This window comes from Bryocella sp., from assembly GCF_058498515.1.
The window spans coordinates 25053-47087 of sequence record NZ_JBMHYI010000063.1 but is presented as its reverse complement, the minus strand read 5'-3'; the positions used below and the strand labels follow the sequence as shown (position 1 = coordinate 47087).

At 63.0% G+C, this 22035-nt stretch carries 23 protein-coding genes; 10 read left to right on the top strand and 13 right to left on the bottom strand.

Annotation, left to right across the window (positions count from 1 at the left end):
- Positions 1-175: 175 nt before the first annotated feature.
- From AC5E6W_RS18185 to AC5E6W_RS18175, 3 genes are all read right to left on the bottom strand, one after another.
- On the bottom strand, positions 176-2083 hold the full coding sequence (locus tag AC5E6W_RS18185) for a hypothetical protein (RefSeq protein WP_491753748.1): 1908 nt from the start codon (positions 2081-2083) through the stop codon (positions 176-178).
- A 143-nt stretch (positions 2084-2226) separates the two neighbouring features.
- On the bottom strand, positions 2227-3822 hold the full coding sequence (gene scpB, locus AC5E6W_RS18180) for an SMC-Scp complex subunit ScpB (RefSeq protein WP_491753747.1): 1596 nt from the start codon (positions 3820-3822) through the stop codon (positions 2227-2229).
- A gap of 137 nt (positions 3823-3959) precedes the next feature.
- Positions 3960-5594 (bottom strand): inorganic phosphate transporter, encoded by a 1635-nt coding sequence (locus AC5E6W_RS18175; RefSeq protein WP_491753746.1) that lies wholly within the window; start codon positions 5592-5594, stop codon positions 3960-3962.
- A 348-nt stretch (positions 5595-5942) separates the two neighbouring features.
- Here AC5E6W_RS18175 and AC5E6W_RS18170 point away from each other — a divergent pair, with 348 nt between their 5' ends.
- From AC5E6W_RS18170 to AC5E6W_RS18160, 3 genes are read left to right on the top strand one after another with little or no spacing between them, the layout of a single operon-like run.
- Positions 5943-6326, top strand: coding sequence for a GntR family transcriptional regulator (locus AC5E6W_RS18170; protein ID WP_491753745.1), 384 nt, complete (start codon positions 5943-5945; stop codon positions 6324-6326).
- Positions 6323-7228, top strand: a complete 906-nt coding sequence (locus AC5E6W_RS18165; protein ID WP_491753744.1) for an ABC transporter ATP-binding protein — start codon at positions 6323-6325, stop codon at positions 7226-7228. Before AC5E6W_RS18170 ends, AC5E6W_RS18165 begins: the two co-directional genes overlap by 4 nt.
- Positions 7225-8631, top strand: coding sequence for a hypothetical protein (locus tag AC5E6W_RS18160; RefSeq protein ID WP_491753743.1), 1407 nt, complete (start codon positions 7225-7227; stop codon positions 8629-8631). The genes AC5E6W_RS18165 and AC5E6W_RS18160 overlap by 4 nt, the downstream gene beginning before the upstream one ends.
- A gap of 74 nt (positions 8632-8705) precedes the next feature.
- Here AC5E6W_RS18160 and AC5E6W_RS18155 read toward each other — a convergent pair whose 3' ends face one another.
- Positions 8706-9779, bottom strand: a complete 1074-nt coding sequence (locus AC5E6W_RS18155; RefSeq protein WP_491753742.1) for a purine nucleoside permease — start codon at positions 9777-9779, stop codon at positions 8706-8708.
- Positions 9780-9947: 168 nt separating this feature from the next.
- Entirely contained in the window at positions 9948-10859 is a 912-nt protein-coding gene (locus AC5E6W_RS18150; protein ID WP_491753741.1) for a LysR family transcriptional regulator, read from the bottom strand.
- An 84-nt stretch (positions 10860-10943) separates the two neighbouring features.
- Between AC5E6W_RS18150 and AC5E6W_RS18145 the strand changes: the two genes are divergently transcribed.
- The 3 genes from AC5E6W_RS18145 to AC5E6W_RS18135 are packed head-to-tail and all read left to right on the top strand — an operon-like array spanning position 10944 to position 12100.
- The gene (locus tag AC5E6W_RS18145; protein WP_491753740.1) at positions 10944-11447 is read left to right on the top strand and encodes a GNAT family N-acetyltransferase; all 504 of its coding nucleotides are present in this window, start codon (positions 10944-10946) and stop codon (positions 11445-11447) included.
- Positions 11448-11472: 25 nt separating this feature from the next.
- Positions 11473-11718 carry a DUF4160 domain-containing protein gene (locus tag AC5E6W_RS18140; protein WP_491753739.1) on the top strand — a complete coding sequence of 82 codons (246 nt, stop codon included), beginning with the start codon at positions 11473-11475 and terminating at the stop codon, positions 11716-11718.
- Positions 11708-12100 (top strand): DUF2442 domain-containing protein, encoded by a 393-nt coding sequence (locus AC5E6W_RS18135; protein ID WP_491753738.1) that lies wholly within the window; start codon positions 11708-11710, stop codon positions 12098-12100. Before AC5E6W_RS18140 ends, AC5E6W_RS18135 begins: the two co-directional genes overlap by 11 nt.
- On the opposite strand, the gene AC5E6W_RS18130 is transcribed toward AC5E6W_RS18135, so the two are convergent.
- From AC5E6W_RS18130 to AC5E6W_RS18115, 4 genes are all read right to left on the bottom strand, one after another.
- Positions 12070-13059, bottom strand: coding sequence for a segregation and condensation protein A (locus tag AC5E6W_RS18130; RefSeq protein ID WP_491753737.1), 990 nt, complete (start codon positions 13057-13059; stop codon positions 12070-12072). The genes AC5E6W_RS18135 and AC5E6W_RS18130 overlap by 31 nt on opposite strands.
- Before the next feature lie 2 nt (positions 13060-13061).
- On the bottom strand, positions 13062-14243 hold the full coding sequence (trpS, locus tag AC5E6W_RS18125) for a tryptophan--tRNA ligase (RefSeq protein WP_491753736.1): 1182 nt from the start codon (positions 14241-14243) through the stop codon (positions 13062-13064).
- 104 nt (positions 14244-14347) lie between these two features.
- Entirely contained in the window at positions 14348-14770 is a 423-nt protein-coding gene (locus AC5E6W_RS18120) for a type II toxin-antitoxin system VapC family toxin (protein ID WP_491753735.1), read from the bottom strand.
- Positions 14767-15024, bottom strand: a complete 258-nt coding sequence (locus AC5E6W_RS18115) for an antitoxin (protein WP_491753734.1) — start codon at positions 15022-15024, stop codon at positions 14767-14769. The genes AC5E6W_RS18120 and AC5E6W_RS18115 overlap by 4 nt, the downstream gene beginning before the upstream one ends.
- A 127-nt stretch (positions 15025-15151) precedes the next feature.
- Here AC5E6W_RS18115 and AC5E6W_RS18110 point away from each other — a divergent pair, with 127 nt between their 5' ends.
- Entirely contained in the window at positions 15152-17182 is a 2031-nt protein-coding gene (locus AC5E6W_RS18110) for an alkaline phosphatase family protein (RefSeq protein ID WP_491753733.1), read from the top strand.
- A 202-nt stretch (positions 17183-17384) separates the two neighbouring features.
- Here AC5E6W_RS18110 and AC5E6W_RS18105 read toward each other — a convergent pair whose 3' ends face one another.
- The 4 genes from AC5E6W_RS18105 to AC5E6W_RS18090 all read right to left on the bottom strand — a co-directional run bounded on the left by AC5E6W_RS18105 (position 17385) and on the right by AC5E6W_RS18090 (position 20219).
- On the bottom strand, positions 17385-18089 hold the full coding sequence (locus AC5E6W_RS18105) for an O-methyltransferase (RefSeq protein ID WP_491753732.1): 705 nt from the start codon (positions 18087-18089) through the stop codon (positions 17385-17387).
- A 209-nt stretch (positions 18090-18298) separates the two neighbouring features.
- Positions 18299-19009, bottom strand: a complete 711-nt coding sequence (locus AC5E6W_RS18100) for a site-2 protease family protein (RefSeq protein ID WP_491753731.1) — start codon at positions 19007-19009, stop codon at positions 18299-18301.
- 176 nt (positions 19010-19185) lie between these two features.
- The gene (locus tag AC5E6W_RS18095) at positions 19186-19941 is read right to left on the bottom strand and encodes an SIMPL domain-containing protein (protein ID WP_491753730.1); all 756 of its coding nucleotides are present in this window, start codon (positions 19939-19941) and stop codon (positions 19186-19188) included.
- Between the two features lie 98 nt (positions 19942-20039).
- Positions 20040-20219, bottom strand: coding sequence for a hypothetical protein (locus AC5E6W_RS18090; protein WP_491753729.1), 180 nt, complete (start codon positions 20217-20219; stop codon positions 20040-20042).
- Positions 20220-20394: 175 nt separating this feature from the next.
- Between AC5E6W_RS18090 and AC5E6W_RS18085 the strand changes: the two genes are divergently transcribed.
- The 3 genes from AC5E6W_RS18085 to AC5E6W_RS18075 all read left to right on the top strand — a co-directional run bounded on the left by AC5E6W_RS18085 (position 20395) and on the right by AC5E6W_RS18075 (position 21825).
- Positions 20395-20745: a hypothetical protein gene (locus AC5E6W_RS18085; protein WP_491753728.1), complete on the top strand. Its 351-nt coding sequence runs from the start codon at positions 20395-20397 to the stop codon at positions 20743-20745.
- Between the two features lie 220 nt (positions 20746-20965).
- Entirely contained in the window at positions 20966-21250 is a 285-nt protein-coding gene (locus tag AC5E6W_RS18080; protein WP_491753727.1) for a hypothetical protein, read from the top strand.
- Positions 21251-21459: 209 nt separating this feature from the next.
- Positions 21460-21825, top strand: a complete 366-nt coding sequence (locus AC5E6W_RS18075) for a hypothetical protein (protein ID WP_491753726.1) — start codon at positions 21460-21462, stop codon at positions 21823-21825.
- The last annotated feature ends 210 nt before the right edge of the window (positions 21826-22035 follow it).

Here is a 22035-nt window from a genome sequence, read left to right as displayed (position 1 = left end):
CAGATCTGCGAGAGAGTTTCATCGCAGCCAGCATAGCCGTTGCAGGCACACCACCGCAAACCGCTAACTGTTGAGCTTTTCGCGATTTTGGGAGCTCCTGCACTTTTCGGATGTTCTTGCTTTTCTTGTTGTCATCCCCGCAGGGGATCTGCTTCTCTCGCGAATCCCGTCGTCCTTACGCCTTCCCCCCACTCCTCCGCCACACCACCCGCACCTGCTGCCTCCACCGCTCATCCAACGCCAGCAGCTCCCACGGCACGCGCGGCGAGAGATACCGCAGCACCACTTCCGTCGCCGGATGAATCCGCAATGCGGGAGCGACCAGAAACAGTCGCGGCTCCAGCGGAGAAAGCTCCACCTCGCGAAAGTATCCATGCCGCTGAAACTCGCCCATGCCCGTCGCTGCATCCGGCGCAGTCACGTGATGATGCCGTACCCGGACCCAGTAGTCGAGCCCCTGCAGCGCGAAGTGCATATCGTCATCGGCCTTGATCTCGATCACTGCCAGCCGTCCATCGCTGGTCACGCCCAGCAGATCAAGCAACCCCTTGTCTCCCGCGCCCGCAATCGCCGAAACCTGCGTATACAAATGCTGCGGATCGAGCCGCGCAATGATCCCCGTCTTCTGCGTAGAACGCGCGCGCAAGTCAGCCCACGCGTTCCCTCGCACAGCCTGTGTCGCATCGTCCGCACGATTGCCAACCGTGTCCGGATCTTCGTTCGCAGTGCTCGTATGCGGAGCCGACAGCGAATCAGGCCGCGGAGCCAACCCTCGCGTCAGCGGCTTCAAGTCCGCGCGCAACACACTCTCCAGCCACTTCTCCGGAGCTGCGCGATACAGCGGATCCTGCGACGTGGGTATGCGGCGCTTGCCCGCAGTCACGCCGAGATTCATCCGCGCATGCGCGGCGTCCGTCTTCGTCGCCGACCCAATCCGCCCGCTCAACTGCCCTCGCCGCGCACCGAAGTCCACCTCCGGCATCGTCGCGCGACGTCGCGCAAACAAATCGCCCACCAGCTCGCGAAGCTCATCGCGTGTCACCGAACTAAGTTCTGTCTCATTCGCGCCCACGCCCACTGTGAGCTTCAGCGTATGCCCAAAGCCCACCGATGTCGGCTCAATGCGCGCTCGCGCAAACTCCAGTCCATGCAGCAGAAACGCCAGCTCGGTCGAACTCCGCAGATGCTGCTCCATGCGCTCGCTCTCGCCCTCAGGCGCCAGCTCGCACACCTGTTCAATCGCCCGTGCAAAGCGCTCCTGCGCCGCGCGCTCATCAGGCCGATGAATCAGCCGCGTCCGCAGATTGCCCTGGTCCTCGAGGTCGCGCTGCGTCAGCTCCTCGTGCACGCGATCCAGCTCCCACAACTCCCACTGCGCAGCCTTCGGGTTGAGCCAGGCCATGCGCGCCGCAGTCAGCATCGCCGCCCCACGCGGCACAATCAGCTTCAGGCCCTCATACAACACGCGCCCATCGCCGCGCTGCCGGCAATGATCCAGCCACAGGATGCCGACCGTCAGCGCGCCATCGATGATCGCCGCACTCTCGTGCTCGCTCACCGCGACCAGAGCCCACGCCCGCGACCCGCGCACCAGCGACCCGCGCAGATACGCCGGCCCGAAACTCCGCTCCAGGTCCATCGCCGTGCGCAGACCTTCAGGCTTCCACTCCGGAAAGAACCGCGGCAACAATCGCTCCAGCGCACGCTGATACTCACTGCGCGCTTTATCGCGCACTGTCGCCGTCTTCTTCATGGCGCGCGAGTCGCTCGCCGCAACCATCTCCATCTGCTTGGTCTGCGCATGCCCCACACGCTGCGTCGTCAGCCGCAGCGAAGTCCCACGCTCTTCCGTCGCGACGACCGTCCTCACCACGCTGCGCTCGCCGCTCCAAAGGTGCAGCGTGCATCGGCCATGTTCGGTGGAGAGCTTGTACTGCGCGTTGCGAAGGTCGAATGCAACCTTGCCATCTTCGAGCACCGCAGCATCACGATGCGTCGCAAGGAACCTCTCAAGCGCCGCAGCCACCTCTTCAGGAGTCTGCGAGGGCGTGTTGTCCGCGGAAACCACTCGTGGCGGAGACATGCTGCCTACGCTACCACCAGCGCGGCCCCAACGCACTCGCCCCTTAAACCCTGAAGACCTCGCACCTCTACAGACAAAGCATCTGTACAGGTACAAGGTCTCAGAAGACTCTATGCGGCAACGCCTGGCGGAATCAGGACGCGCTACTCCGCGCCCTCTTCCGCCTGAATCTCAGCCTCAGCCTCCGAAGGATCTTCCTCGGCAGCGTCGCCTTCCACTCCGGCGATCCGCCCATCGACGAGGATCTCGTCCACATCGCCAGCCGAACCCTCTTCCTCCGCACGCTCCTCGGCTTCTGCATCCGCTTCGGCTTCCGCATCGGAGTCCTCGTCGCCAGCTTCATCCGCGCCTTCTGCGGGAAGCTCCGAGTGCTCAAACGGCTTCAGATCGGCATCAATCGACACATTCACATCCGCGTCCACGTTGAAGTCTTCGGAATCCTCGCCAGCCGATTCCTCTGGCTCGTCCCCGTCGGGAACACCATCGGCCTGCGCCTCATGCTCATCCGCCATCGGCTCCGCTTCTTCCGCAGCCTCGCGCAACGCGGCCGTATCCTCAGCTTCCGCATCACCGACCACATCCATCGGAATCTCCTCCTGCGTCGGCTCCATGTCTGCGAGCTCGCCGGCCATCTTCTCAAACTCTTCGATGCTCGGCAGCTCGTTGATGTCTTTCAGTCCAAACCGCACCAGGAAGTCCTTGGTCGTCTTGTACAGGATCGGCCGGCCGATCACCTGCTTGCGCCCCGCCGTCGTCACCAGCTTGCGCGCAATCAGCGACCCCACCACGCCGCCCGAATCCACGCCGCGAATCTCACTGATCTCCGGCGCCGTGATCGGCTGCTTGTACGCAATCACCGCCAGCGTCTCCAGGGCCTGCAGCGACAGCTTCATCGGCGGCTTCAGCGACTTGATGAACCCGCGCACCGCGTCGTGATACTCCGGCTTCGTCGAGAACCGGAAGCCCCCCGCCACCTCGCGAATCTCAATCCCGTGATCCGAGTTCGCATACTCCGCAATCAGCTGGTCCACCAGCGATCGCAGGTAGTTGCGCAGCTCCCGCTCCTTGGCCCGCGCCCACGCCTTCGCGTAGGCCTCATCCTCTTCCGGAGTCGTCTGCCGAAACTCCGCCAGCGAAGCAGGCGCCTCATGGCTCGCCTCGGCCGCAACCGGCTCTGCCTCAGCAGGCTCACTCTCGATCTCGATCTCGGGCTCAACCTCCGGCGAGACTTCGTGGCCGACCTCCGTCCCAGCCTCCTGGACCTCCACAGCCTCATCCCCACCAGCTTCGGCAGCCGCTTCCTCGGCGGAAGCCTCCTCCGCCTCAATCGCGTCGGCCATCTCCTCGACGACCGCCGCCTCGGCAGCATCTTCCGTTGCCTCGGCATCGCCCGCAGGATCAGCCTCGCCACCCTCTTCGACCTCAGGCGATGAGGGCTCGCCCTCCAGCTCTTCCGTGGTCTCCGACGGCTCCAGCACCTCGGCGTTCAGCGCATCCGCATCAGGAGCGGGCGTCGACTCGTCGTCCGCAGCATCTTCCGCTGCAGTCGGCACGTCCGTGTGCTCGGACGAGGGTTCCGGCGCGCCGGCAGTCCCATCGAGTGCCAGCTCCGCCTGCTGTGCGGCGATCGCGTCCAGCTCGGCCTGCGCTTCTTCGCTCAGCAGCCCGATCAGCTGCACCAGCGTCACTGGCTCTTCGGAGGCGTAAATAACGGCTTCAATCTTGGATTTCAGGCTCATGCGTATGCAGTACCGAGTGTATCGTCTGGCCCGCGTCAATTTCGCCCGCGAAATCAACATGCCCCAGAAAAGCAACAAGGGCGGCCATCGGCCGCCCTTGACACTGGTTCAGGTCGCTGCGGTAGCGCGATGGTGGCCTAGCCACCCGCCATCTTGTTGAACGCGAAGTACAGCCCCGCCGAAAGGAGCGCCGCCGCCGGCAGCGTGAACACCCACGCCAGCGCGATATTCCGCACCGTCGAGGCCTGCAGCCCGCTCCCGTTCGACGCCATCGTGCCCGCAATGCCTGAACTCAGTACATGCGTCGTACTCACCGGGGCGCCGTACGCATCCGCCGCCCAAATCGTGATCATCGCCGTAATCTCGGCTGCCGCGCCCTGCGCATACGTCAGGTGCGTCTTGCCGATCTTTTCGCCCACCGTCACCACGATGCGCTTCCAGCCGATCATCGTTCCCAGGCCCAGCGCCAGCGCGACCGCCACCTTCACCCACGTCGGGATGAACTTGGTCGAGCGATCCAGGTAGCCGCGATAGTTCGCCAGCACCTTGGTATCGTCCGCGCTCATCTTTGGCCCCGCCTTGGTCAGCAGGTTCAAGCTCGCGCTGGTCAGGTACATCTGGTTGCGGACGTTCGCCTGCATCGCCGGAGGCACCGTCGCCAGCGAGCCATAGCTCGTCGCTTCGTTGCGGATGTCACCCACCATCTCTTCCAGCGCCAGCACCGTCTGCGGCTCGGCCTTCTTCTCCGAGACAAACCGCTCCAGCTCCGTCTGCGCGTCGCCGATCGTGATGCCCTGCGTCTCGTAGTTGTGCAGCGTGTTCTGCGTCTGCGTGGAGACCGCCGTGAACGTCTGCACATCCTTCACGCTCACCGTGTGGTTCAGCGCATAGGCCGTCGGCACCGTTCCCACCAGGATGAGCATGATCAGGCCCATGCCCTTCTGGCCGTCGTTCGATCCGTGGAAGTAGCTCACACCGCCGCACGTGCCGATCAGCAGCAGGCGGATGTAGAACGGCGGCGGCTCTGTGCCTTCAGGAGCCTTGTACAGCCGCGGATCGCGCGCCACCAGCTTGAACAGCAGGAACAGCAGGCCGGCCATCACGAAGCCCACCAGCGGAGAAACCAGCAGCGCCTTGAAGACCTTGATCACCTGGTCCATATCCACGCCGCTGATGCCCGAACGGCCATGGATGAGCTGGTTCATGATGCCCACGCCGATCACCGAGCCCACCATCGTGTGCGAGCTCGACGCCGGCAAACCCTTCCACCACGTCGCCAGGTTCCACAGGATCGCCGCCACCAGCAGCGCAAACACCATCGCAAAGCCCGAGCCCGAGCTCACCCGCAGAATCAGCTCCACCGGCAGCAGCTGCACGATCGAGTACGCCACCGTACCCGAGCTCAACAGCACGCCGATGAAGTTCAGGATGCCCGAGTACACCACCGCCACATGCGGCTCCAGCGAGTGAGTGTAGATGCACGTCGCCACGGCGTTGGCCGTGTCATGGAAGCCGTTGACGAACTCGAACCCCAGCGCGATGAACAACGCGATGCCCAGCAGGATGAACGGAAACACGTTCGCCGAATGCACCAGCGCAAGGTCCGTGGAGATATTGCGGCCGATATAGATCACGCCGACCAGCATCGCGCCCGCAAACACGATCGCGCCCCACTTACCGGGCGAGCTATGCGCAAACTTGGTGTCGAGCAGCGATCCTTGCGGCTCTGCGAGCAGTGCGTCTACTGGATCTGAGACAGGGCTGGTAGCCATGTTCTTTGTTCTTCTTTCGTACAGAGGATGAGGGGAGCGCGAACCCAGCCTAGCCCCGGCCCGTAACGCCGACCTTGAAAGTCTCGTGAACATTCAGGAAAACCCCGTTGGATTCCCGTTAATTCGCTCCGGAAATCCTGTGCAAGGAGGGTGGAAACCAGGCTGGCGAACCCCAGCGCATCGAAACGCGCCGACAAACTCGATGCCGGTTGCGAACGACCAGCTCCCTCATCCCTCGAAACCTGAAGACCTCGCACCTCTACAGCTCGCGCTAAGTCTCATCGCGCACGCTGTTGACAACATCCGCGCAGTGTACTATCTGTACTAGTACACATGATTCCATTCCGATTGACAGGAAAACCCGGCGTCCCGGTCTATGAGCAGGCCGTCTATGCCGCCACCCGAGCCATCGTGGCAGGACAGATGCGCGTCGGCGATCCATTTCCTTCTGTGCGCACCTTGTCGCGCGAGCTGAAGATCAATCCCAACACGGCGCATAAAGTGATTGCGCAGTTGCTCAGTGACGGCCTGCTGGAGTCTCGACCCGGAATTGGCACGGTCGTCGCGAAGCTTCCAGGCTCAAGTTCAACCGAACGGACGGAGTTGCTGAATGGGCAGATCGAACAGTTGGTCGTCGAGGCCAAGCGCCTCTCGATCGACCTCGATCAGGTAACGGCCGCGCTGGAGAAGCACTGGAAACGCCTCACCGCTCGCGAGGAGACCTATCAGTGATCTCCCAATCCCTCGCGATTGAAGTGCACGGCTTGAGCAAGCGCATCGGTAAAGCAACGTTGTTGCAGCCCATGGACCTCAGCGTGCCGCAAGGCGCAATCTTCGCGCTGATCGGCCACAACGGCGCGGGCAAGACGACGCTCATCAAACTGCTGCTCAACATCCTTCGACCCACATCCGGCCACGCAACCGTACTCGGAATACCCTCCGTAGACCTGCGCGGCGATGTCTTCACCCGCATCGGCTACGTCTCCGAAAACCAGGAGATGCCCGAGTGGATGACCGTCGGGCAGCTCATGCAGCATCTCCGCCCCTTGTATCCCCGATGGAACGATGCCGGCCTGCTCCGCGACCTGCAGCTTCCTCCCGAGCGCAAGATCAAGCACCTCTCGCGCGGCATGAGGATGAAGCTCGCCCTCGCCAGCGTGCTCGCCTTTCAGCCCAAGCTTCTTCTCATGGACGAACCCTTCTCCGGCCTCGATCCCGCCGTGCGGTCTGAGTTCGTTCAAACGCTGTTGGACCGCACCCATGACATGGAGACGACCGTGGTCATCTCATCGCATGATCTCGATGAGATAGAGACCTTCGCCACCCATGTGGCCTTCATGCGTGCCGGCAGGTTGTCCTTCGCCGAGCCCATCGAGTCGCTCCTCGAGCGGTGTCGTGAAGTGACGGTGACGTTTGAAGGAGAGACCGCAGAGGCTGCAAAAGCAAAGCTCCCTCAAGGATGTGCCGCTGCGGAGGCGAACGGCGCGATGCTCCGCTTCGTCGACACGCAGGCCAACGTCGAGGATCACGAAGGCGCAATCCGCGAACTGATGCCGGACGCGTTGCAGGTCCAGTCCGAGCCTATGAATCTGCGCGCCATCTTCCTCGCGCTGAACAAGGGAGACCGCGCATGAAACAGATCGGCCTGATCTTCTGGAAGGATGTGCGCTACTTGCGGATGGAGCAGGGCGTGTATCTCCTGCTGCTCGCGGCCTACGCCATTGCCGCGCCGCAGACGTGGCCGGGAAAGCCCCCGAATCCATTCCTCACCATGTTTGTCTCCCTGCTGAGCCAGCTGATGCCTGTGTTGTGGATGGTGCTGATTACGCGAGCGGTACAAGCGGACAGCCTCGTGGGGGAAGAGCAGTTCTGGATCACCCGGCCCTATCGCTGGAGTTCGCTGCTGTTGGCCAAGACAATGTTCGTGGTGGTGTGCGTAGCGTTGCCGTTCGTCGCGATGCAGTGGGTTCTCCTGCTGGAGGGCGGACTGCCTCCGTTCGCGGCGAAGGCCGGAACGAAATTGCTGCTCCGCTTTGCAATCCAGATGCTCTTGTCCTTCTTCGTCCTGGCTTCGGTTACGAAGAACCTCGCCTCCATGTTCACATTGCTCGTGGCCATCGTGGTCACCTGGGCAGGGCTGCTCACGTTCGTGCTGTCGCACACGCAGGAACGAGTCTCTCCGCCGAATGCGTTGGCGCTATTCGGAGCCTTGTTTGCTGTCCTGATGCTGGCGATATTGATCTACCAGTATGCGCGGCGTCGCACCGTGTACTCGCGCCTCGCGGTTGCGGGAGTCCTCGCCTTCAGTCTGCTGATGCTCTTTGGCGTTGGCGCCGCCGGCTTCGGAGCCCCCATCAAGTCATGGATCCGCGCGGAATATCCGCTGCGTGATTCCTTACGGCTGGTGCTTACGGATTCCATGCCCTACGAAGAGCGTCGCGAGGATGAGGTGCGCATCCCTCGCAACCAGGTTGAGGTGAAACTTCCCGTGCAGATCCAGGGTTGGCCCGCCGACGCCAAAGTCCGCGACGCGCATCTCGAGATCGAACTCGACGGGGCCGGAATCCACTACGCCCCACCTTGGCAGGACGCAATGGTCAGCGACCATGCCATTGGCTTCATCATGCCGATGGCTATGTTCGAACGCCTCGCAAACACGGATGTGCACCTGCATCTGGAACTCGCCGCCGACGAGTTGCGTCCTCTGCCCGTGATCCAGAGTGTCGCGGCAGATACATTTGCCGGACCCAAGAACGGGCTCTGCTCGCTGGTCCATGGAACGGTCTATTGTCGGCACGCCTACCAACAGTTCGCGCCCGTCCGCGTGGAAGCGAAGACATGCAGCGGCGACACCTGGGCGGCGCTAAAGAATGTCATCGGGAACGCAGCCGATCCCGTCATGTACGACACCTTGCCAATCAAGGGCGCAGTCTGTGCGGGAGACCTCCTTCGCTTCACCGAGTACGGCCCCGCGGGGATGTTCCGCGTCGCGCTCGATGTGCCAGCGATCAAGCTCGGACAGTACCGCGCGCTGTAGGACCATCAACGCGACAATAACGAGGGTCACTCATCCCTCAAAACCTGGAGACCTCGTACCTCTACAGCAACCGCCTACTCCCCCGGCACGTGCTCGTAGTACTTCGGCCAGTCCGCCATCAACTTATGCAGCACCGTCGACCCGCACAGCCACGCCGACTCCAGCGCCAGCTTGCCGCCAATATACGGCGCCGTCAGCGACTCCACCGGCTCATGTCCCGGTCGCGGCATGTCGAAGTTCGATCCCGTCCGCAGCACCATCACGCGCTGCGCATCCACGCGATGCATCGGAGCCAGCCGCTCGATCGCTCCCATAAATCCCGAATCTTCCATCTCCGTCATCGCGAATGTGCCCTTGCCATCGGTCCACATCCGCACCCAGTCCTCCGCAAACTGGTTCATGATCGCCCCATGCCAGTAGTAGTCGCTCGCAAAGCTCTCGCCAAGCCCCACGAACGGCGGCTTCTGCGCATTTGGAAAGCCCACATACTGCTCGCGGAATGCCTTCACCTTGTCGTCATCGCCCAGGTTCAAATCCTTCGTCTGCGCATACGCCCACTCCGCCAGCTTCACGTTCATCGGATATAAGTTCGACCGATGCCACGTCGGCGCATCCGTCCGCGGAGGATTCGGCTCCGTCGCTCCCGTCGGGAACCAGCCGTACGGCCAGCTCTTCGGCATCTCGCGCGGATCGATCTCGCGCACCACATCGCCCACCACATATCGCGCCCACGCCGCCGACCCAATCGATCCCCACTTCGGATCCACGCCCGCAATCCCATTGATCAGGATGTAGGCATGCGTCAGGTCGAAGCGAGGATCGAGCCCCAGAGCCATCATGCTCGCCGTCGCGTTCACCAGCGTCGTCCCGCTCAGCATGCCCAGCATGGTGTGGTCCTTGTTGGTCCGCAGCGCATGCTGACCCTCAGGCAGGTTCGCCCCGCCCGGGAACTCCACCACCTCATCCAGGTGCTCTCGCTCCACCCAGAACTGAAACTCCCCCGGAACATCGCCCGTATCCTTGCCCACTTCGAACGTGGCAATCACCACCGCCCGAATCGGCCAGGGCTTCTGCTGCGCACGCACGTTGGGAACAAGTAACGCCGCCAGCGTAACGAGCAGCGAGACACGAAGACGATGGAGGCGCATGAAGTCTCCCGAGGGGAAGTGAGCGGGCCTCGGAACGAGTCCCGGTTTTGTCAGGGCGGGACTTCAATCCCGCCATAAGGCAGTGAGGACAACGCGGCTTTAGCCGCTGAGGAAATAATGCCGGGAGCCTATTCAGGCGGGTCTTTCGTTTGAGCTGATGACTCTAGCCTAACGCAGCCCACGCTCATTCTTTCCAAGATGCTGCCGCACGATACGCAAAAAGTTCTCCGCCAGCGGACTCGCCAGTCCGGGCCGCATCGCAAGATCAATGCTCGTCCGCGACGCACTCGCCACCTCGCGATACACCGTGCCCGGCACGATCAGCTGCGTCATACACGCCGGCGCCAGCGACACACCAATGCCCGCAGCTACCAACCGGAACAGCGTAGGGAACTGCGGCGTCAGCTGCACAATATTCGGCCGGAACCCGGCCCGCTCGCAGCACGCCACCGTGCGATCGAACGCCAGCGGCCCCATGTGCCGTGCGAACAGCACAAACGGCTCATCCCGCAGGTCAGCCACGCGCAACGTCTTCTTCGCCGCCAGCGCATGCGACTCCGGCAACACCGCAATGTAACGCTCGCGCAGCAGCGTGCTCGTCGTCAGGCCCTCGCTGCCTTCGCCATCGCGCAGAAAGCCAAGATCCAGCGCCCCATCACGCAACGCCTCCACCTGCGCCGAAGTCCACATCTCGCGCAGCTGCAACTCCACCTTCGGATACCGCTTCCGAAATCGCCGGATCGCCGCCGGCAGCTCCGTAAACATCACGGACCCGCTGAAGCCCACGCTCAGCGTGCCCTCTTCGCCGCGCCCCACGCGCCGCACCTGCGCCAGGTCATCGTCCACGCGGGCCAGAGTCGCCCGCGCCCTCTGCGCCAGCAGCGTACCCGCATCCGTCATCTGCACGCCACGCGTCGTACGCACAAACAGGGGATGCCCCAGCAGCGTCTCCAGCCTGCGAATCTGCTGACTCAACGCCGGCTGCGCAATGTGCAACTGCTTCGCCGCCCGCGTAAAGTGCAGCGTCTCCGCGACCGCAAGAAAGTACCGCAGGTGCCGCAGCTCGATCTCGTCAGTCATACACAAATCCTATCAATGGATAGCTTTCAGTGATTGGACGTATCGCCGCACGAGTGCGTACTTTGAAAGAGAGGAGATCGACCGATGGACCTGTTAGCCGAAGATCCAAAGACCCAGCGCAGCGAGGTGACAATCCGCGAATTCCAGCCCGGCGACGAGGACGCCTTCCGCCGCCTCAACGAAGAGTGGATCACTCTCTACTTCAAGCTCGAGCCACCGGACGTGTACGCACTCCAGCATCCCCAGGAGAAGATCCTCAGCAAGGGCGGCCGCATCTTCTTTGCCGTGCGGAATGGCATCGCACTGGGCACCGTAGCCCTGGTCCCCATCGCGCCTGGCGAATACGAAGTCGCCAAGATGGGCGTCACCGCAACCGCACGCGGCCTCGGCATCGGCCACCAACTCATGCACGCCATCGTCGAAGCCGCACGCAACATCGGAGCCACCCGCCTCTACCTCGAAACCAACCACGCCCTGCTGCCAGCCATTCATGTCTACACTGCCGCAGGATTTCGCGACGTCCCCAAAGAACAACTCAGGCCCTCGCCCTACCAGCGCGCCGATGTCTTCATGGAGCTGTTTCTCTAGCTCGGTTTTCGGTTAGACTTCCGCCGTGCCGACCATCCTGAGATTTCTCGGCTTCCGCATCATGATCTACACCGAAGATCATCTTCCGATCCACGTTCATGCGGTTAAGGGCAGGGAACTCGTCGTCTTTGAGTTGGATTGCCAGGCAAAGAAGGTCCGCCTGCGAGGACGGACGCGTCTGAGCCGCGTTACGATCCGTCGCCTCGAGGAATTTGTCGGTGATAACCTGACCCTACTGTGCGAAGCGTGGAGGGAACTGCATGGCAACTGAACGCGAATGGAAGGCAGCTGGGCGCAGCATGCGCGACATGCAGCGTCACGTGCCTCACGCTGTCGCTGCGGCCTACGCTCCGAAGGTTCGCCGGCTCCTCGTCACGCTGAGCGATGGTTTGGAGATAGCTCTCGATCCTTCCCGCCTCCAGGCCTTGGAAAACGCGAAGCCGTCCGCGTTGAAGAACATAGAGATCAACGCGGCCGGATACGAGCTGTTCTTTCCAGCTCTCGAGGAAGGCATCTGGCTACCGGGTGTGTTGGGCGGACTGATGGGCTCCCGTAAATGGATGGACCAACAGGCACGGCGGGAACGGTCAACGGCACGCCGGAAGAAGCTCGCCGCCCCTGCTCAGCCCCAGTCGTCCCGCACCGCAGCCTGATCCGCAAATACCTGGTCGAAGTGCTCCGTCTTCTTCAGCAGGATGTCGCCGAAGACCTCCGTCTGGTGCAGCAACATCGCCTGCAGCCGCACCAGCTCCAGCATCGCCAGGAACGTGCAGATCAGCGCCCGCTCACTCCTCACGTTGTTCAGCATCTTGCGCAGGCTGATCGGCTTCTCTTCCATCAACAAGCGGCGCTTCACGAAGTCGATCATCTGCGCGACCGTTACCGAGTCCTCGTTGATCGAGTGCACCGGACGCTCTCGTAGCCGATTGAGTATGTCGCGGAAGACCAGCAGCAGATCATTCGTGGTTGCGGCAATCTCGCGCTCTCCATCCGGCGAATCCAAGCCCTCTTCGCGCAGGAACGCCCGCATCCCTGGCTTCGACCAGCTCGCATCTTCGAGCATCTGTTTCTGCTGCAGCATCTGCGCCGCTGCCTTGAAGCGCTCATGCTCCAGCAGCCGCTCCACCAGTTCGCGCCGAGGATCCTCATCCGTTCCCGCAGCCACGTCCATCGGATCGCGCGGCAGCAGCGTCTTGCTCTTGATGTGGATCAGCATCGACGCCACATACACAAACTCGCCCGCCACATCCACATCCGCCTCGCGAAGGTGATGCGTGTACTCCAGAAACTGCGCCGTGATCTTCGACATTGGAATGTCGTAGATGTCGAGGTTCTGCTTGCGGATCAAATCCAGCAGCAGATCGAACGGCCCGTCATACACCTGCCCGATGGTGATCGAAAACGGAGACTGCGATGCCTCTTCGGGCGTTGGCTTTTCCTTCGCAACCTTCTTCGGCTCCGGCGCAGGAGGCACAGGCTTTGGCGCCAGCACAAGCGTCTCGCGCGGAGTCACAGCTTCCTCCGAAGGTTCAACCACGACCTCCGGCGTCGCCTGCTCAGCGCTCGTGATCTCTTCTTCGGGTTGCTCTTCGCGCACTTGTTCTTCGCTCATGCTCATGCAATCCCAATCGCGTGCTTCACATCATCCAGCGTCTTGTTCGCGCGTGCTGCAGCACGGTCGCGGCCACGGGCGAGCACCTCGTTCACATACTCCGGCTTCGCTTCCAACTCGTGACGACGCTCGCGGATCGGCGCAATCATCGTCACAATGTTATCCGCCACCCAGCCCTTGCACTCGATGCACCCAATCGACGCCGACCGGCAGCCGTCATACACCTTCAACATCGTCTCTTCGCTGGAGAACACCTTGTGCAGATCACCGACGGGGCAAATGTCCGGCTCGCCCGGATCGTCACGCCGCACCCGCGCCGGGTCGGTCACCATGCCTTTGATCTTCGCGCGCAGGCTCTCGTCGCTCTCACTCAGCTCAATGTGGTTCTTGTAGCTCTTGGACATCTTGCGTCCATCCAGCCCCGGCAGCTTCGGCGAAGGCGTCAGCAGCGCCTGCGGCTCAGGCAGAATCTCCCTCCGCCCAAAGCTCGAGATCTTCTTCGTCGCCTGCGCTGCTGCGTAAAGATGGCTCGCATTGAACTCGGCACGCGTCGACTCTTTGGGCTCGCCCGCCAGCTTCCGAGCCTTCTCCAGAATCGCCGGCATCTCCCACGGCGCGGCATCCGGAGACAGGAGGAACTCGCCCGGATACAGCTGGTTGAACCTGCGAGCGACCTCGCGCGTCAGCTCCACATGCGCCACCTGGTCCGCGCCCACCGGCACAAAGTCCGGCGTGTACAGCAGGATGTCCGCGGCCTGCAGCAATGGATAGCCCAGGAAGCCGTAAGTATTCAACTCCTTCTCGGCCAGCTGCGCCTGCTGGTCCTTGTACGTCGGCACGCGCTCCAGCCATGCCACCGGCGTAAACATGCCGAACAGCAGGAACAGCTCTGAGTGCGCCGGCACATCCGACTGCTTGAAGATCACGCAGCGCTCGGGATCAAGCCCGGCCGAAAGAAAGTCCAGCGCAATCTGGAATGATTTCTCCCGTACATCCCCAGGCTCTGCATAATCCGTCGTCAGCGCATGCAGGTCGGCGATGAAAAAGTAGCAGTCGTAGTCCTGCTGCAGCCGCACCCAGTTGTGCAGTGCGCCCATGTAGTTGCCAAGATGCAGCCGGCCCGTGGGTCGCATGCCGGAGAGCACGCGCGGGCGAGGAACGATTCGGGAAGAAGATGCACTCATGCGTAGGTCTGGGGTCGCCACCGTCCGGCGCGGATGCTGCTCAAAACCGGCCGCGGGCGCGGAACCTTCAGAATACAGGACCCGGCCGCCGGAGTTGGGTGGCCTTAGAGATCTGTCGCCCAGTTCTCGGTATGCAGAGGAGGGCCGGCCTTTGCAAATGCCCCATCAGCGGACACCAGCACCGCATTAGCACTGATGGCGTGTGCCGCGATCAGCATATCCAGCGCGGAGAGCGCCCGCCCACTTCGCCGGAGCTGCTCACGCAAATCGGCATAAGCTGCCGCTGCCGCGCTGTCCCACGCCAGCACTTGCAGGCTGCCGAAGAACTCCTCCACGAGCTTCCGCAGCAGCGTGGCCGACGGTTTCCGCGCCAATCCGTAGCGGACCTCAGCCTCGGTAATCGTCGAGATCGCGATCTCGGAGTGTGCCGACCGCTGCTGCATCGTCTTCCGCGCCTCCGCCGAGCGCCCGTTGAGGATGTACGAGACTGTGTTCGTGTCCAACAGGTAGAGCGGCGCAGCCTTCATAGCGCATCGCGCTCGGCAGCCTCGCGTTCATCGCGCTCGATCTCCAGCGGGCCCTCGCTCTCGATAGCCTCATCCAGTGCGTGGAAGAGCTTGCCCCACGGCCTGCGCGGAGCTGCCTCGGACAGCGTAATGACGCCGCTATGAGGGTCCTGCCGGATGAAGACCTCGTCCGTCTTGAAGCGGTACCGCGCCGGGATCCGCACTGCCTGGCTGCGACCGCTCATGAACACCTTCGCCTTGTCCTGGTTCGCCATATCGCACCTGCTATATCTCATGATATATGACAGCAGGACTCGACAGGGAAGAACCTTATCGTTACGCGCTCGTGAATATTGCCAAACAGAAGTTCGGTCCCGCGTACACCGTGCCTATCCTTGACCTATGCCCCGCCTGAAAGCCCCTTCGCGTGTCCTCTCCGCGTGTCTCTCTGCCTCTTTGTTTGCCGCCGCTCTCTCCGCGCAGGAAACGTCCCAGCCCGCAAAGCCCCACGCCAGGCGCCACAACATCATCATCTTCGTCGCCGACGGCCTTCGCCGTAACTCGGTCACACCCGAGACCATGCCCGCGTTCTACAAGCTCCGTCACGAAGGCGTCGACTTCGCGAACAGCCACTCCGTCTTCCCCACCTTCACCACCGCCAACGCCTCCGCCATCGCCACCGGCCACGGCCTCGGCGACACCGGCGACTACTCCAACGTCATCTGGCCCGGCGCCTGGCTCGCGCGACCCGACCAGACCACCGGCCTCGGCTTCCTCACGCCCTTCCTCGAGAACGACGAAGTCCTCGCCGACATGAACGCCGTCTTCGACGGAAACTACCTCGGCGAGCGCACTTTGCTCTCCGTCGCCCGCGAACAGGGCTTCCACGTCGCCTCCGTCGGCAAGCTCGGCCCCACCGCCATCCAGCAGAACGACTCCCTCGCCTGGGATCCCACCGGCTTCATCGACAGCAAAGGCGCTATCGTCATCGACGACTCCACCGGCACCGACGCCGGCCTCGTCCTGCCCATCGACGTGCAGGAAACCATGGAAGCCGCTGGCCTTCCCACCCAAGCCCCCACGCGCAGCAACGGCTATCCCGACGGCTCCAAGTGGAACAACGGCTTCTCCGGCGATGCGAAGAATCCCGGCACCCTCCAAGCCAACTTCACCCAGCAGCAGTGGATGGCCGACGTCACCACCAAGGTCCTCCTGCCCATGTTTACGAAGGAGCCACAATCCCCGGACGAAAAGCCCGCGCCCTTCGTCCTGCTCTTCTGGTCCCGCGATCCTGACGCCACCCAGCACAACCAGGGTGACAGTCCACTCGCGCTCACGCCCGGCATCAACGGCCCCACATCAACCCTCGCGCTCCGCAACGCCGACCGCTGCCTCGGCGAACTGCTCGTCTGGCTCGACAAGCATCCCGACGTGAAGGCCAACACCGACGTCCTCGTCACCAGCGATCACGGCTTCGCCACCATCAGCCGTCGCGAGATCGACGCCTCCGGCGCGACCACCTCCGCGCCCGCCGCTGGCATGCAGGACGACGCCTCCAACCCTCTCGCCCACGACCAGGAGCACATGCTCCCCACCGGCTTCCTCGCGCTCGACCTCGGCGCGCAGCTCGGCCTCCACGTCTTCGACGCCGCCAAGCGCTCCACCACCACCGCCTCCGTCTACGAGCAGGTCCCGCTCACCGACAAGGCGCACTTCCCGTCCGGTGGCAGCGCCCTGCTCGGCGACAAGGTCACCCGCCTCGATGGCCAGGACGCGAAGCTCATCGTCGCCACCAACGGCGGCTCCGACCTGCTGTATTTCCCCTCGAACGACGCCGCGCTCATCAAGGACACCATCGGCGTCCTCGCCTCGCTCGACTACGTCGGCGGCATCTTCGTCGACGACAAATACTGCGCCGACGCCTCAGCCTGCGCCGGCGCGCTCAAGATGAGCGACATCGGCCTCGTCGGCCACAGCAAGGTGCCGCGCCCCGCCATCGCCGTCGCGTTCAGGCACTTCTATCTCGAGCCCGGCAACCTGCAATCCGGCATCCAGCTCTCCGACAACACGCTCAAGGAAGGCCAGGGCATGCACGGCGGCTTCGCACGCGATCAGACCTTCAACAACATGGCAGCCATCGGCCCCGACTTCAAGCAGCACTACGCCGACGAAGCGCCCTTCGGCAACATCGACCTCGTCCCCACCATCGCCCACATTCTCGGCATCGACATGCCCTCCGTTGGCACTCTCAAAGGCCGCGTCGCCACCGAAGCCCTCAAGGAAGGCAAGCCCACCACCGGAGACCACAAGACCCTCGAGTCCACACCCACCGCCGACGGCCTCCACACCGTCCTCGAGTACCAGCAGCTCAACGGCGTGAAGTACTACGACCAGGCCTGCCTCGTCGCCAAAGACGTCCATACCTGCAAGTAGCCACTGGAGTCTGGCCAACTGGCAGCTGGAATCTGTTCTTCGAACCGTCTGCCCCTGGTCCCTCAAGGGACCCGGGCTAACACCGCCACGAATGCTCGCGTGAGCCCGCCTTCCGACCCTGGGCGTAGCGAATGGGAGGCGCCTCGCCCCTCGCAACCTGAAGACCTCACTCCTCTACAGCTCAACCGAGCCGCCGCAGAAGCTACGCGATCACCACACCCATAGCAAACCCGTCATACCCCTTGTTGCCAACGGTCTGCATCACCGTCGCCCGCAGCCGCGGATGCCGTCCCATCAGCTCCACCGCCTTGCGCTGCCCCTGCACGCGCGCGTCATCGCTGCTTGCGTCAGCCAACTCGCCCTCGCGCACCACGTTGTCGATCAGGATCACCGTACCCACGCGCGAAAGCTCCAGCGCCTGCTCCAAGTAACGCGGATTGTTGTCCTTGTCCGCATCGAGAAAGATGAGGTCGAACGCCTCTGGCTTCTCCGCGATCAGCGCCCGCATCGACTCCAAAGCCGATCCCACGCGAACCTCAACCACATCCGCAAATCCCGCCCGCGCGATGTTGCTCCGCGCAATCTCCGCATGCCGCGCGCTGAACTCCAGCGAGATCAGCCGCGCTTGCCCGCGACCTTTGCCCTCTTGCCCATCGTCCTTCGGCAGCGCCCGCGCCAGGCAAATCGTCGAGTACCCGCCCAGCGTGCCCAGCTCCAGCACGCGCCGCGCACCCAACGCCCGCGCCAGCACCTCGAGAAACCGCCCCTGCGCCGGCGACACATCGATCGACGGCAGACCCGCATCGCCATTCACCGCCAGCGTCTGCTCCAGCACCTCATCCCGCCCCAGCATCACCTCGCCAACATAGTCATCGACGGCGACCCACTCCCGTTGCGTTGCAGCCATGTCTTCCTCCTTCGTGATTGTTGAAGGCCCCGAAAAATGTCTCTCGCGAACCGCTAGCCGCGCAGCGGCTACCGGCAGGCCGCTACCCCGCGCCAGCCCAGCTTTGTCAGGTCGGGGCTTCAGCCCCGCCACACATGGCCCGGAAACACTGGGCTTTAGCCCCTGAGGGATCGGATGCTCGGCTCTGCGAGTGGTGAAACAGCGACTCCCTACAGACTCATCAACAGCCCATCAAACACCGAAATCATCGGCGAAAACACCATCAGCGTAAGCGGCCCGCCCAGAAAGAAGAACGCGATCATGAAGTACATGCTGTATTGCTCGAACGCCTTCGCCGCGTTGTACGGCAGCAGAAGCACCAGAATGCGCCCACCGTCGAAGAACGGAAACGGAATGATGTTCAGCGCCAGCAACAGCAGGTTCATCGTGATCGACAGGTACAGCAGCAGCATTACGGGCAGGATGCCCGGCAATTGCCCCAGCGCATCCATCTGCGCTCCCTTGCCCAGATAGAACGCCACCTGCAGCGAGATCTGTCCGCCCGCTGCATAGTGCTTCATCACCACCAGCACGATCAGCGACACCGTAGCCGCGATCAGCTGCGCCGCTGGCCCTGCCAGGATCGACAACACCTCGCCGTTCTTCGTCCGGAAGTTGCGATACGTCATCGGAACCGGCTGGCTCCAGCCAAACGGCAGCCGGCTATGGAACACGAACAGCGAGAGCAAAGGCCACAACGCCATGCCCCATGGGTCGAACCCCGCCATCGGGTTCAACGTCATCCGTCCCGCCATGCGCGCCGTAGGATCGCCCAGCCGGTTCGCCATCCAGGCCTGCGCCATATCGTGCAGGGAAATCGAAAAATACATCACCACCAGCGTGAACACAAGGATGGCGAGGCTGAGAGGACTCATCGGCATGAAGACAAGGATACGGGAACCGGATGACTCGCCATCATTCCGACCCTGAGAGTAGCAAGCGGGCAACCCGTGTATCTCGCTGGCGGTGGCAAAGATTTGTGGGGCATCGAGACTCCGGGTGCCCCACGTCTCGATTTTTGAGACGTGGGTTCGCAGGATGCGTCCACGGCACATCCCTACTCGATCGCAAACACAATCTGCACCGTAGCCGTTGACTGCACCCGCTCCGCCTCGATGTCCAGCGGCGCAGGACCATTCGCATCCGCGGTCTTGGCCATCGCGCGCATCGCAAACACCGGCCGAATCACCGTCTGCGTCACGTTATTGGTCGCATACACCGGCTTGCCCAGCGTTGCTCCTAGGCTCTGCGCCATCGTCATGGCCAATGCCTTTGCATGCTCGGTGGCCTTGCGCAGCGCGGCTTCATCCAGCGCGAGATTGCTCTTCATCCGCCACGTAATGTCGCCGCTCTGGTTCGCTCCCGCCTGCACCGCCGCGTCGAGAATCACCGCCGCCTTGCCCGGCTCGGTGCTCACCGTCCACGTCTGGCTCACACGAAACTTCGCGCCCTTCTGCTGCTTCTGTTCATAGTCGTTCAGCCGAGCCACCTGCTGCGCGCGGCTCTGCATCTCCGCCTTGGTTGCGCCCGCATCCAGCATCGCCTTCACAATCCCGTTCGAGCTCTCCGAGGCCGCCTTGTACGCCGCCTGCAGCGTAGCCCCATACACCGTGTAGCCCACGGACAAGTCCGCAACCTCCGCGTCCGCCTCCGCATGGTCCGTCGCCGAGATCGTGAGCGTGCGGTTGTCCTTATTGATCGCAAGCGACGGCGACTCGTTCATCTGGGAATGAGCGGGCAGCGCAAAGGCAACGGGAAAAGCGAGCAGCAGGGAAGCACGCAACAAAGCAAGAGGGAAGCGGGGAGTGCGCATCGGTAGTTCCTCCGGAGACGTAATTCGTCTCGGTGATGAACACTTAGACGCCGCGGCGAACCTTTGGCAAGGCAGGGACTTCGTCAATCCCCCGCTCTCTACTCTTCCGGATCGCTGCTCAGCAGGTCCGAAAGCGTCTCTTTATGCTTCGGCTTGGCCAGCACCTTCGCCTTCGGATCGGGCAGCACCTTCTCCGCCGGTGGCGTGCCAACGTGTTCGCGAGCCGCCGCCTTCACCGCGGCGACCACCGAAAAAACCTTCTTCTTTGCCTTGGACATGCGATCTCCGTTCCGCCTTCAGCGTGCCCACAAGCCTATCAAGCGCGCAGCCCTCTGTGGCGGCAGCTACAGATCATCTCGCATCCCGTATGGGATACTTATTCGTGCACTCGAGTGCCGGCGCGGCGCCGTTCAATCCCCCGGCAACGCACGGTGTGGCGCGCAAAGGAGTCCGATGGAAGAGCGCGATTTTTTCGAGGAGCGGACGGAGCAGAAGAATCATTCGCTCACCTGTCCCCACTGCAGCCAGGTCAATGAGTACCAGATCAGCTGGCTGGTTCGCCGCAAGCGTCCCCAGGTGCCCCGCGGCGCCGACGAGCTCGACCGCGCCAAGTTCGCCAAGGCCCAAAGCTACATGGTTCGCCGCGACGACATGCTCGGTTGCAAGAACATCCGCTGCCGCAAGCGCTTCGAGGTCACCAGCCTGCAGTCCGTCGTGCCCCTGCAGGAAGCCTCCGTCGCCTCCTCCGGAGACCGCGAAGCCCGCCTCCGCGCCGCCTTCGGCAAATCCCGCATCGGTGGTTAGGGAACCTCTGACGATGTGGCACGAACGGCAGGTCACGGCTTAAGCCGTGACAAAATCCGCCAGAAATCAACGCGGCTTCAGCCGCTGAGGCGCAAGGCCTTGTGCGGTCAACGGCCATTTCCCGGCCCCGGTTTGTGATCTAATGTCGCTAGGCAAGCCTCGCCTCGCACGCGAGCCCGCCGGCAGTTTCCTGCACCACCCTCATCAGGAGCGACGTACGATGGCCAACACGCTGATTCCCGTGGATGAACGCACCCTGACGCCGGCCGAGGTCGACGCCCTCGACCGCCGCCGCCGCCGCGGCCAGCTCCTCCTGGTCATGGGCTTCCAGTTCACCATCATCGCCACGCTGGTCACCCTCTGGGCTGGCCAGGACCTCACCTATGGCCCCGGCTGGACGCACCCCATGGCCTACTGGGACGGCATCCTCTGGCTCGCCGCCATCGTCAGCTTCATGAACGGCCTGCGCCTCCGCCGCGGCTCCAACGAGTTCTTCAGCTACTAGGTTTCGGGCTTCTTCCGGTGTTGTAGCGAGCTGAAGCCATCAAAACCGGTCAAATCCTCAACGGCGAGCCCTCCACAGGCTCGCCGTTTTGGCTTTATCGGCGTTGCCGCAAGAGAACTTTCCGGTAGCTTCCCGCGTCCAATCCTGTAAGACTGGCCCCAGCGGGCCTCCTCGCGACAATCAGCATGCGACACCACTTCGGAACCCGTTTGAGCTCCGGCCACCCGTCCTACCTGGACGGTCGCCGCAGCTCGCCTTGGGTGGCGTTGCTCTGCCTGCTCTTCGTCGCGCTCGCGAGTACCGCCCAGGCGGTGCATGTTCACGGTGTCGGCCTTCCTGGCCGCACTCCGGAGCTCACCAAGCAACACGCCGGAACGGTTGCGCCGGACGAGTCCGTCTGTCCGCTCTGCGTGGCCATGCATTCGGCGCTTCCCGTAGCTGGCGGCCACGCCGCGCTTCCGCCGAGCCTGCTCACCGCGGAGAACACCCCCGGGCATCTCGCCTTCGCGCAGGAGCCGGAGCACTTTGCCGGGTTCTCCCGGCCTCCGCCTGCTCTGTCCGTTCCACTCGGATAGCTCCTCCCGTTGCAGGAGGCGGAAGTGCCGCACTCGTTCCGGCCAGGTGTCCCTCTCACGCCGGACACACCTTCCTCCTACCTCGCAACGGGATGCTGAGCCTCCTCCGCCGGAAGGACCGCAACCGCGCTCCTGGAACTGGTTTCCAGACGATCGCAAACGGCCTTCTCCGACGCAGTTCCGGCCCCCGCACACTGCTCTCGTTGTGCC

Coding starts and splice junctions, on each gene's coding strand:
- AC5E6W_RS18185 (WP_491753748.1), bottom strand. CDS start 2,083: ATGTCTCCGCCACGAGTGGTTTCCGCGGACAACACGCCCTCGCAGACT.
- scpB (WP_491753747.1), bottom strand. CDS start 3,822: ATGAGCCTGAAATCCAAGATTGAAGCCGTTATTTACGCCTCCGAAGAG.
- AC5E6W_RS18175 (WP_491753746.1), bottom strand. CDS start 5,594: ATGGCTACCAGCCCTGTCTCAGATCCAGTAGACGCACTGCTCGCAGAG.
- AC5E6W_RS18160 (WP_491753743.1), top strand. CDS start 7,225: ATGAAACAGATCGGCCTGATCTTCTGGAAGGATGTGCGCTACTTGCGG.
- AC5E6W_RS18155 (WP_491753742.1), bottom strand. CDS start 9,779: ATGCGCCTCCATCGTCTTCGTGTCTCGCTGCTCGTTACGCTGGCGGCG.
- AC5E6W_RS18150 (WP_491753741.1), bottom strand. CDS start 10,859: ATGACTGACGAGATCGAGCTGCGGCACCTGCGGTACTTTCTTGCGGTC.
- AC5E6W_RS18145 (WP_491753740.1), top strand. CDS start 10,944: ATGGACCTGTTAGCCGAAGATCCAAAGACCCAGCGCAGCGAGGTGACA.
- AC5E6W_RS18135 (WP_491753738.1), top strand. CDS start 11,708: ATGGCAACTGAACGCGAATGGAAGGCAGCTGGGCGCAGCATGCGCGAC.
- AC5E6W_RS18130 (WP_491753737.1), bottom strand. CDS start 13,059: ATGAGCGAAGAACAAGTGCGCGAAGAGCAACCCGAAGAAGAGATCACG.
- trpS (WP_491753736.1), bottom strand. CDS start 14,243: ATGAGTGCATCTTCTTCCCGAATCGTTCCTCGCCCGCGCGTGCTCTCC.
- AC5E6W_RS18120 (WP_491753735.1), bottom strand. CDS start 14,770: ATGAAGGCTGCGCCGCTCTACCTGTTGGACACGAACACAGTCTCGTAC.
- AC5E6W_RS18115 (WP_491753734.1), bottom strand. CDS start 15,024: ATGGCGAACCAGGACAAGGCGAAGGTGTTCATGAGCGGTCGCAGCCAG.
- AC5E6W_RS18110 (WP_491753733.1), top strand. CDS start 15,152: ATGCCCCGCCTGAAAGCCCCTTCGCGTGTCCTCTCCGCGTGTCTCTCT.
- AC5E6W_RS18105 (WP_491753732.1), bottom strand. CDS start 18,089: ATGGCTGCAACGCAACGGGAGTGGGTCGCCGTCGATGACTATGTTGGC.
- AC5E6W_RS18100 (WP_491753731.1), bottom strand. CDS start 19,009: ATGCCGATGAGTCCTCTCAGCCTCGCCATCCTTGTGTTCACGCTGGTG.
- AC5E6W_RS18095 (WP_491753730.1), bottom strand. CDS start 19,941: ATGCGCACTCCCCGCTTCCCTCTTGCTTTGTTGCGTGCTTCCCTGCTG.
- AC5E6W_RS18090 (WP_491753729.1), bottom strand. CDS start 20,219: ATGTCCAAGGCAAAGAAGAAGGTTTTTTCGGTGGTCGCCGCGGTGAAG.
- AC5E6W_RS18085 (WP_491753728.1), top strand. CDS start 20,395: ATGGAAGAGCGCGATTTTTTCGAGGAGCGGACGGAGCAGAAGAATCAT.
- AC5E6W_RS18080 (WP_491753727.1), top strand. CDS start 20,966: ATGGCCAACACGCTGATTCCCGTGGATGAACGCACCCTGACGCCGGCC.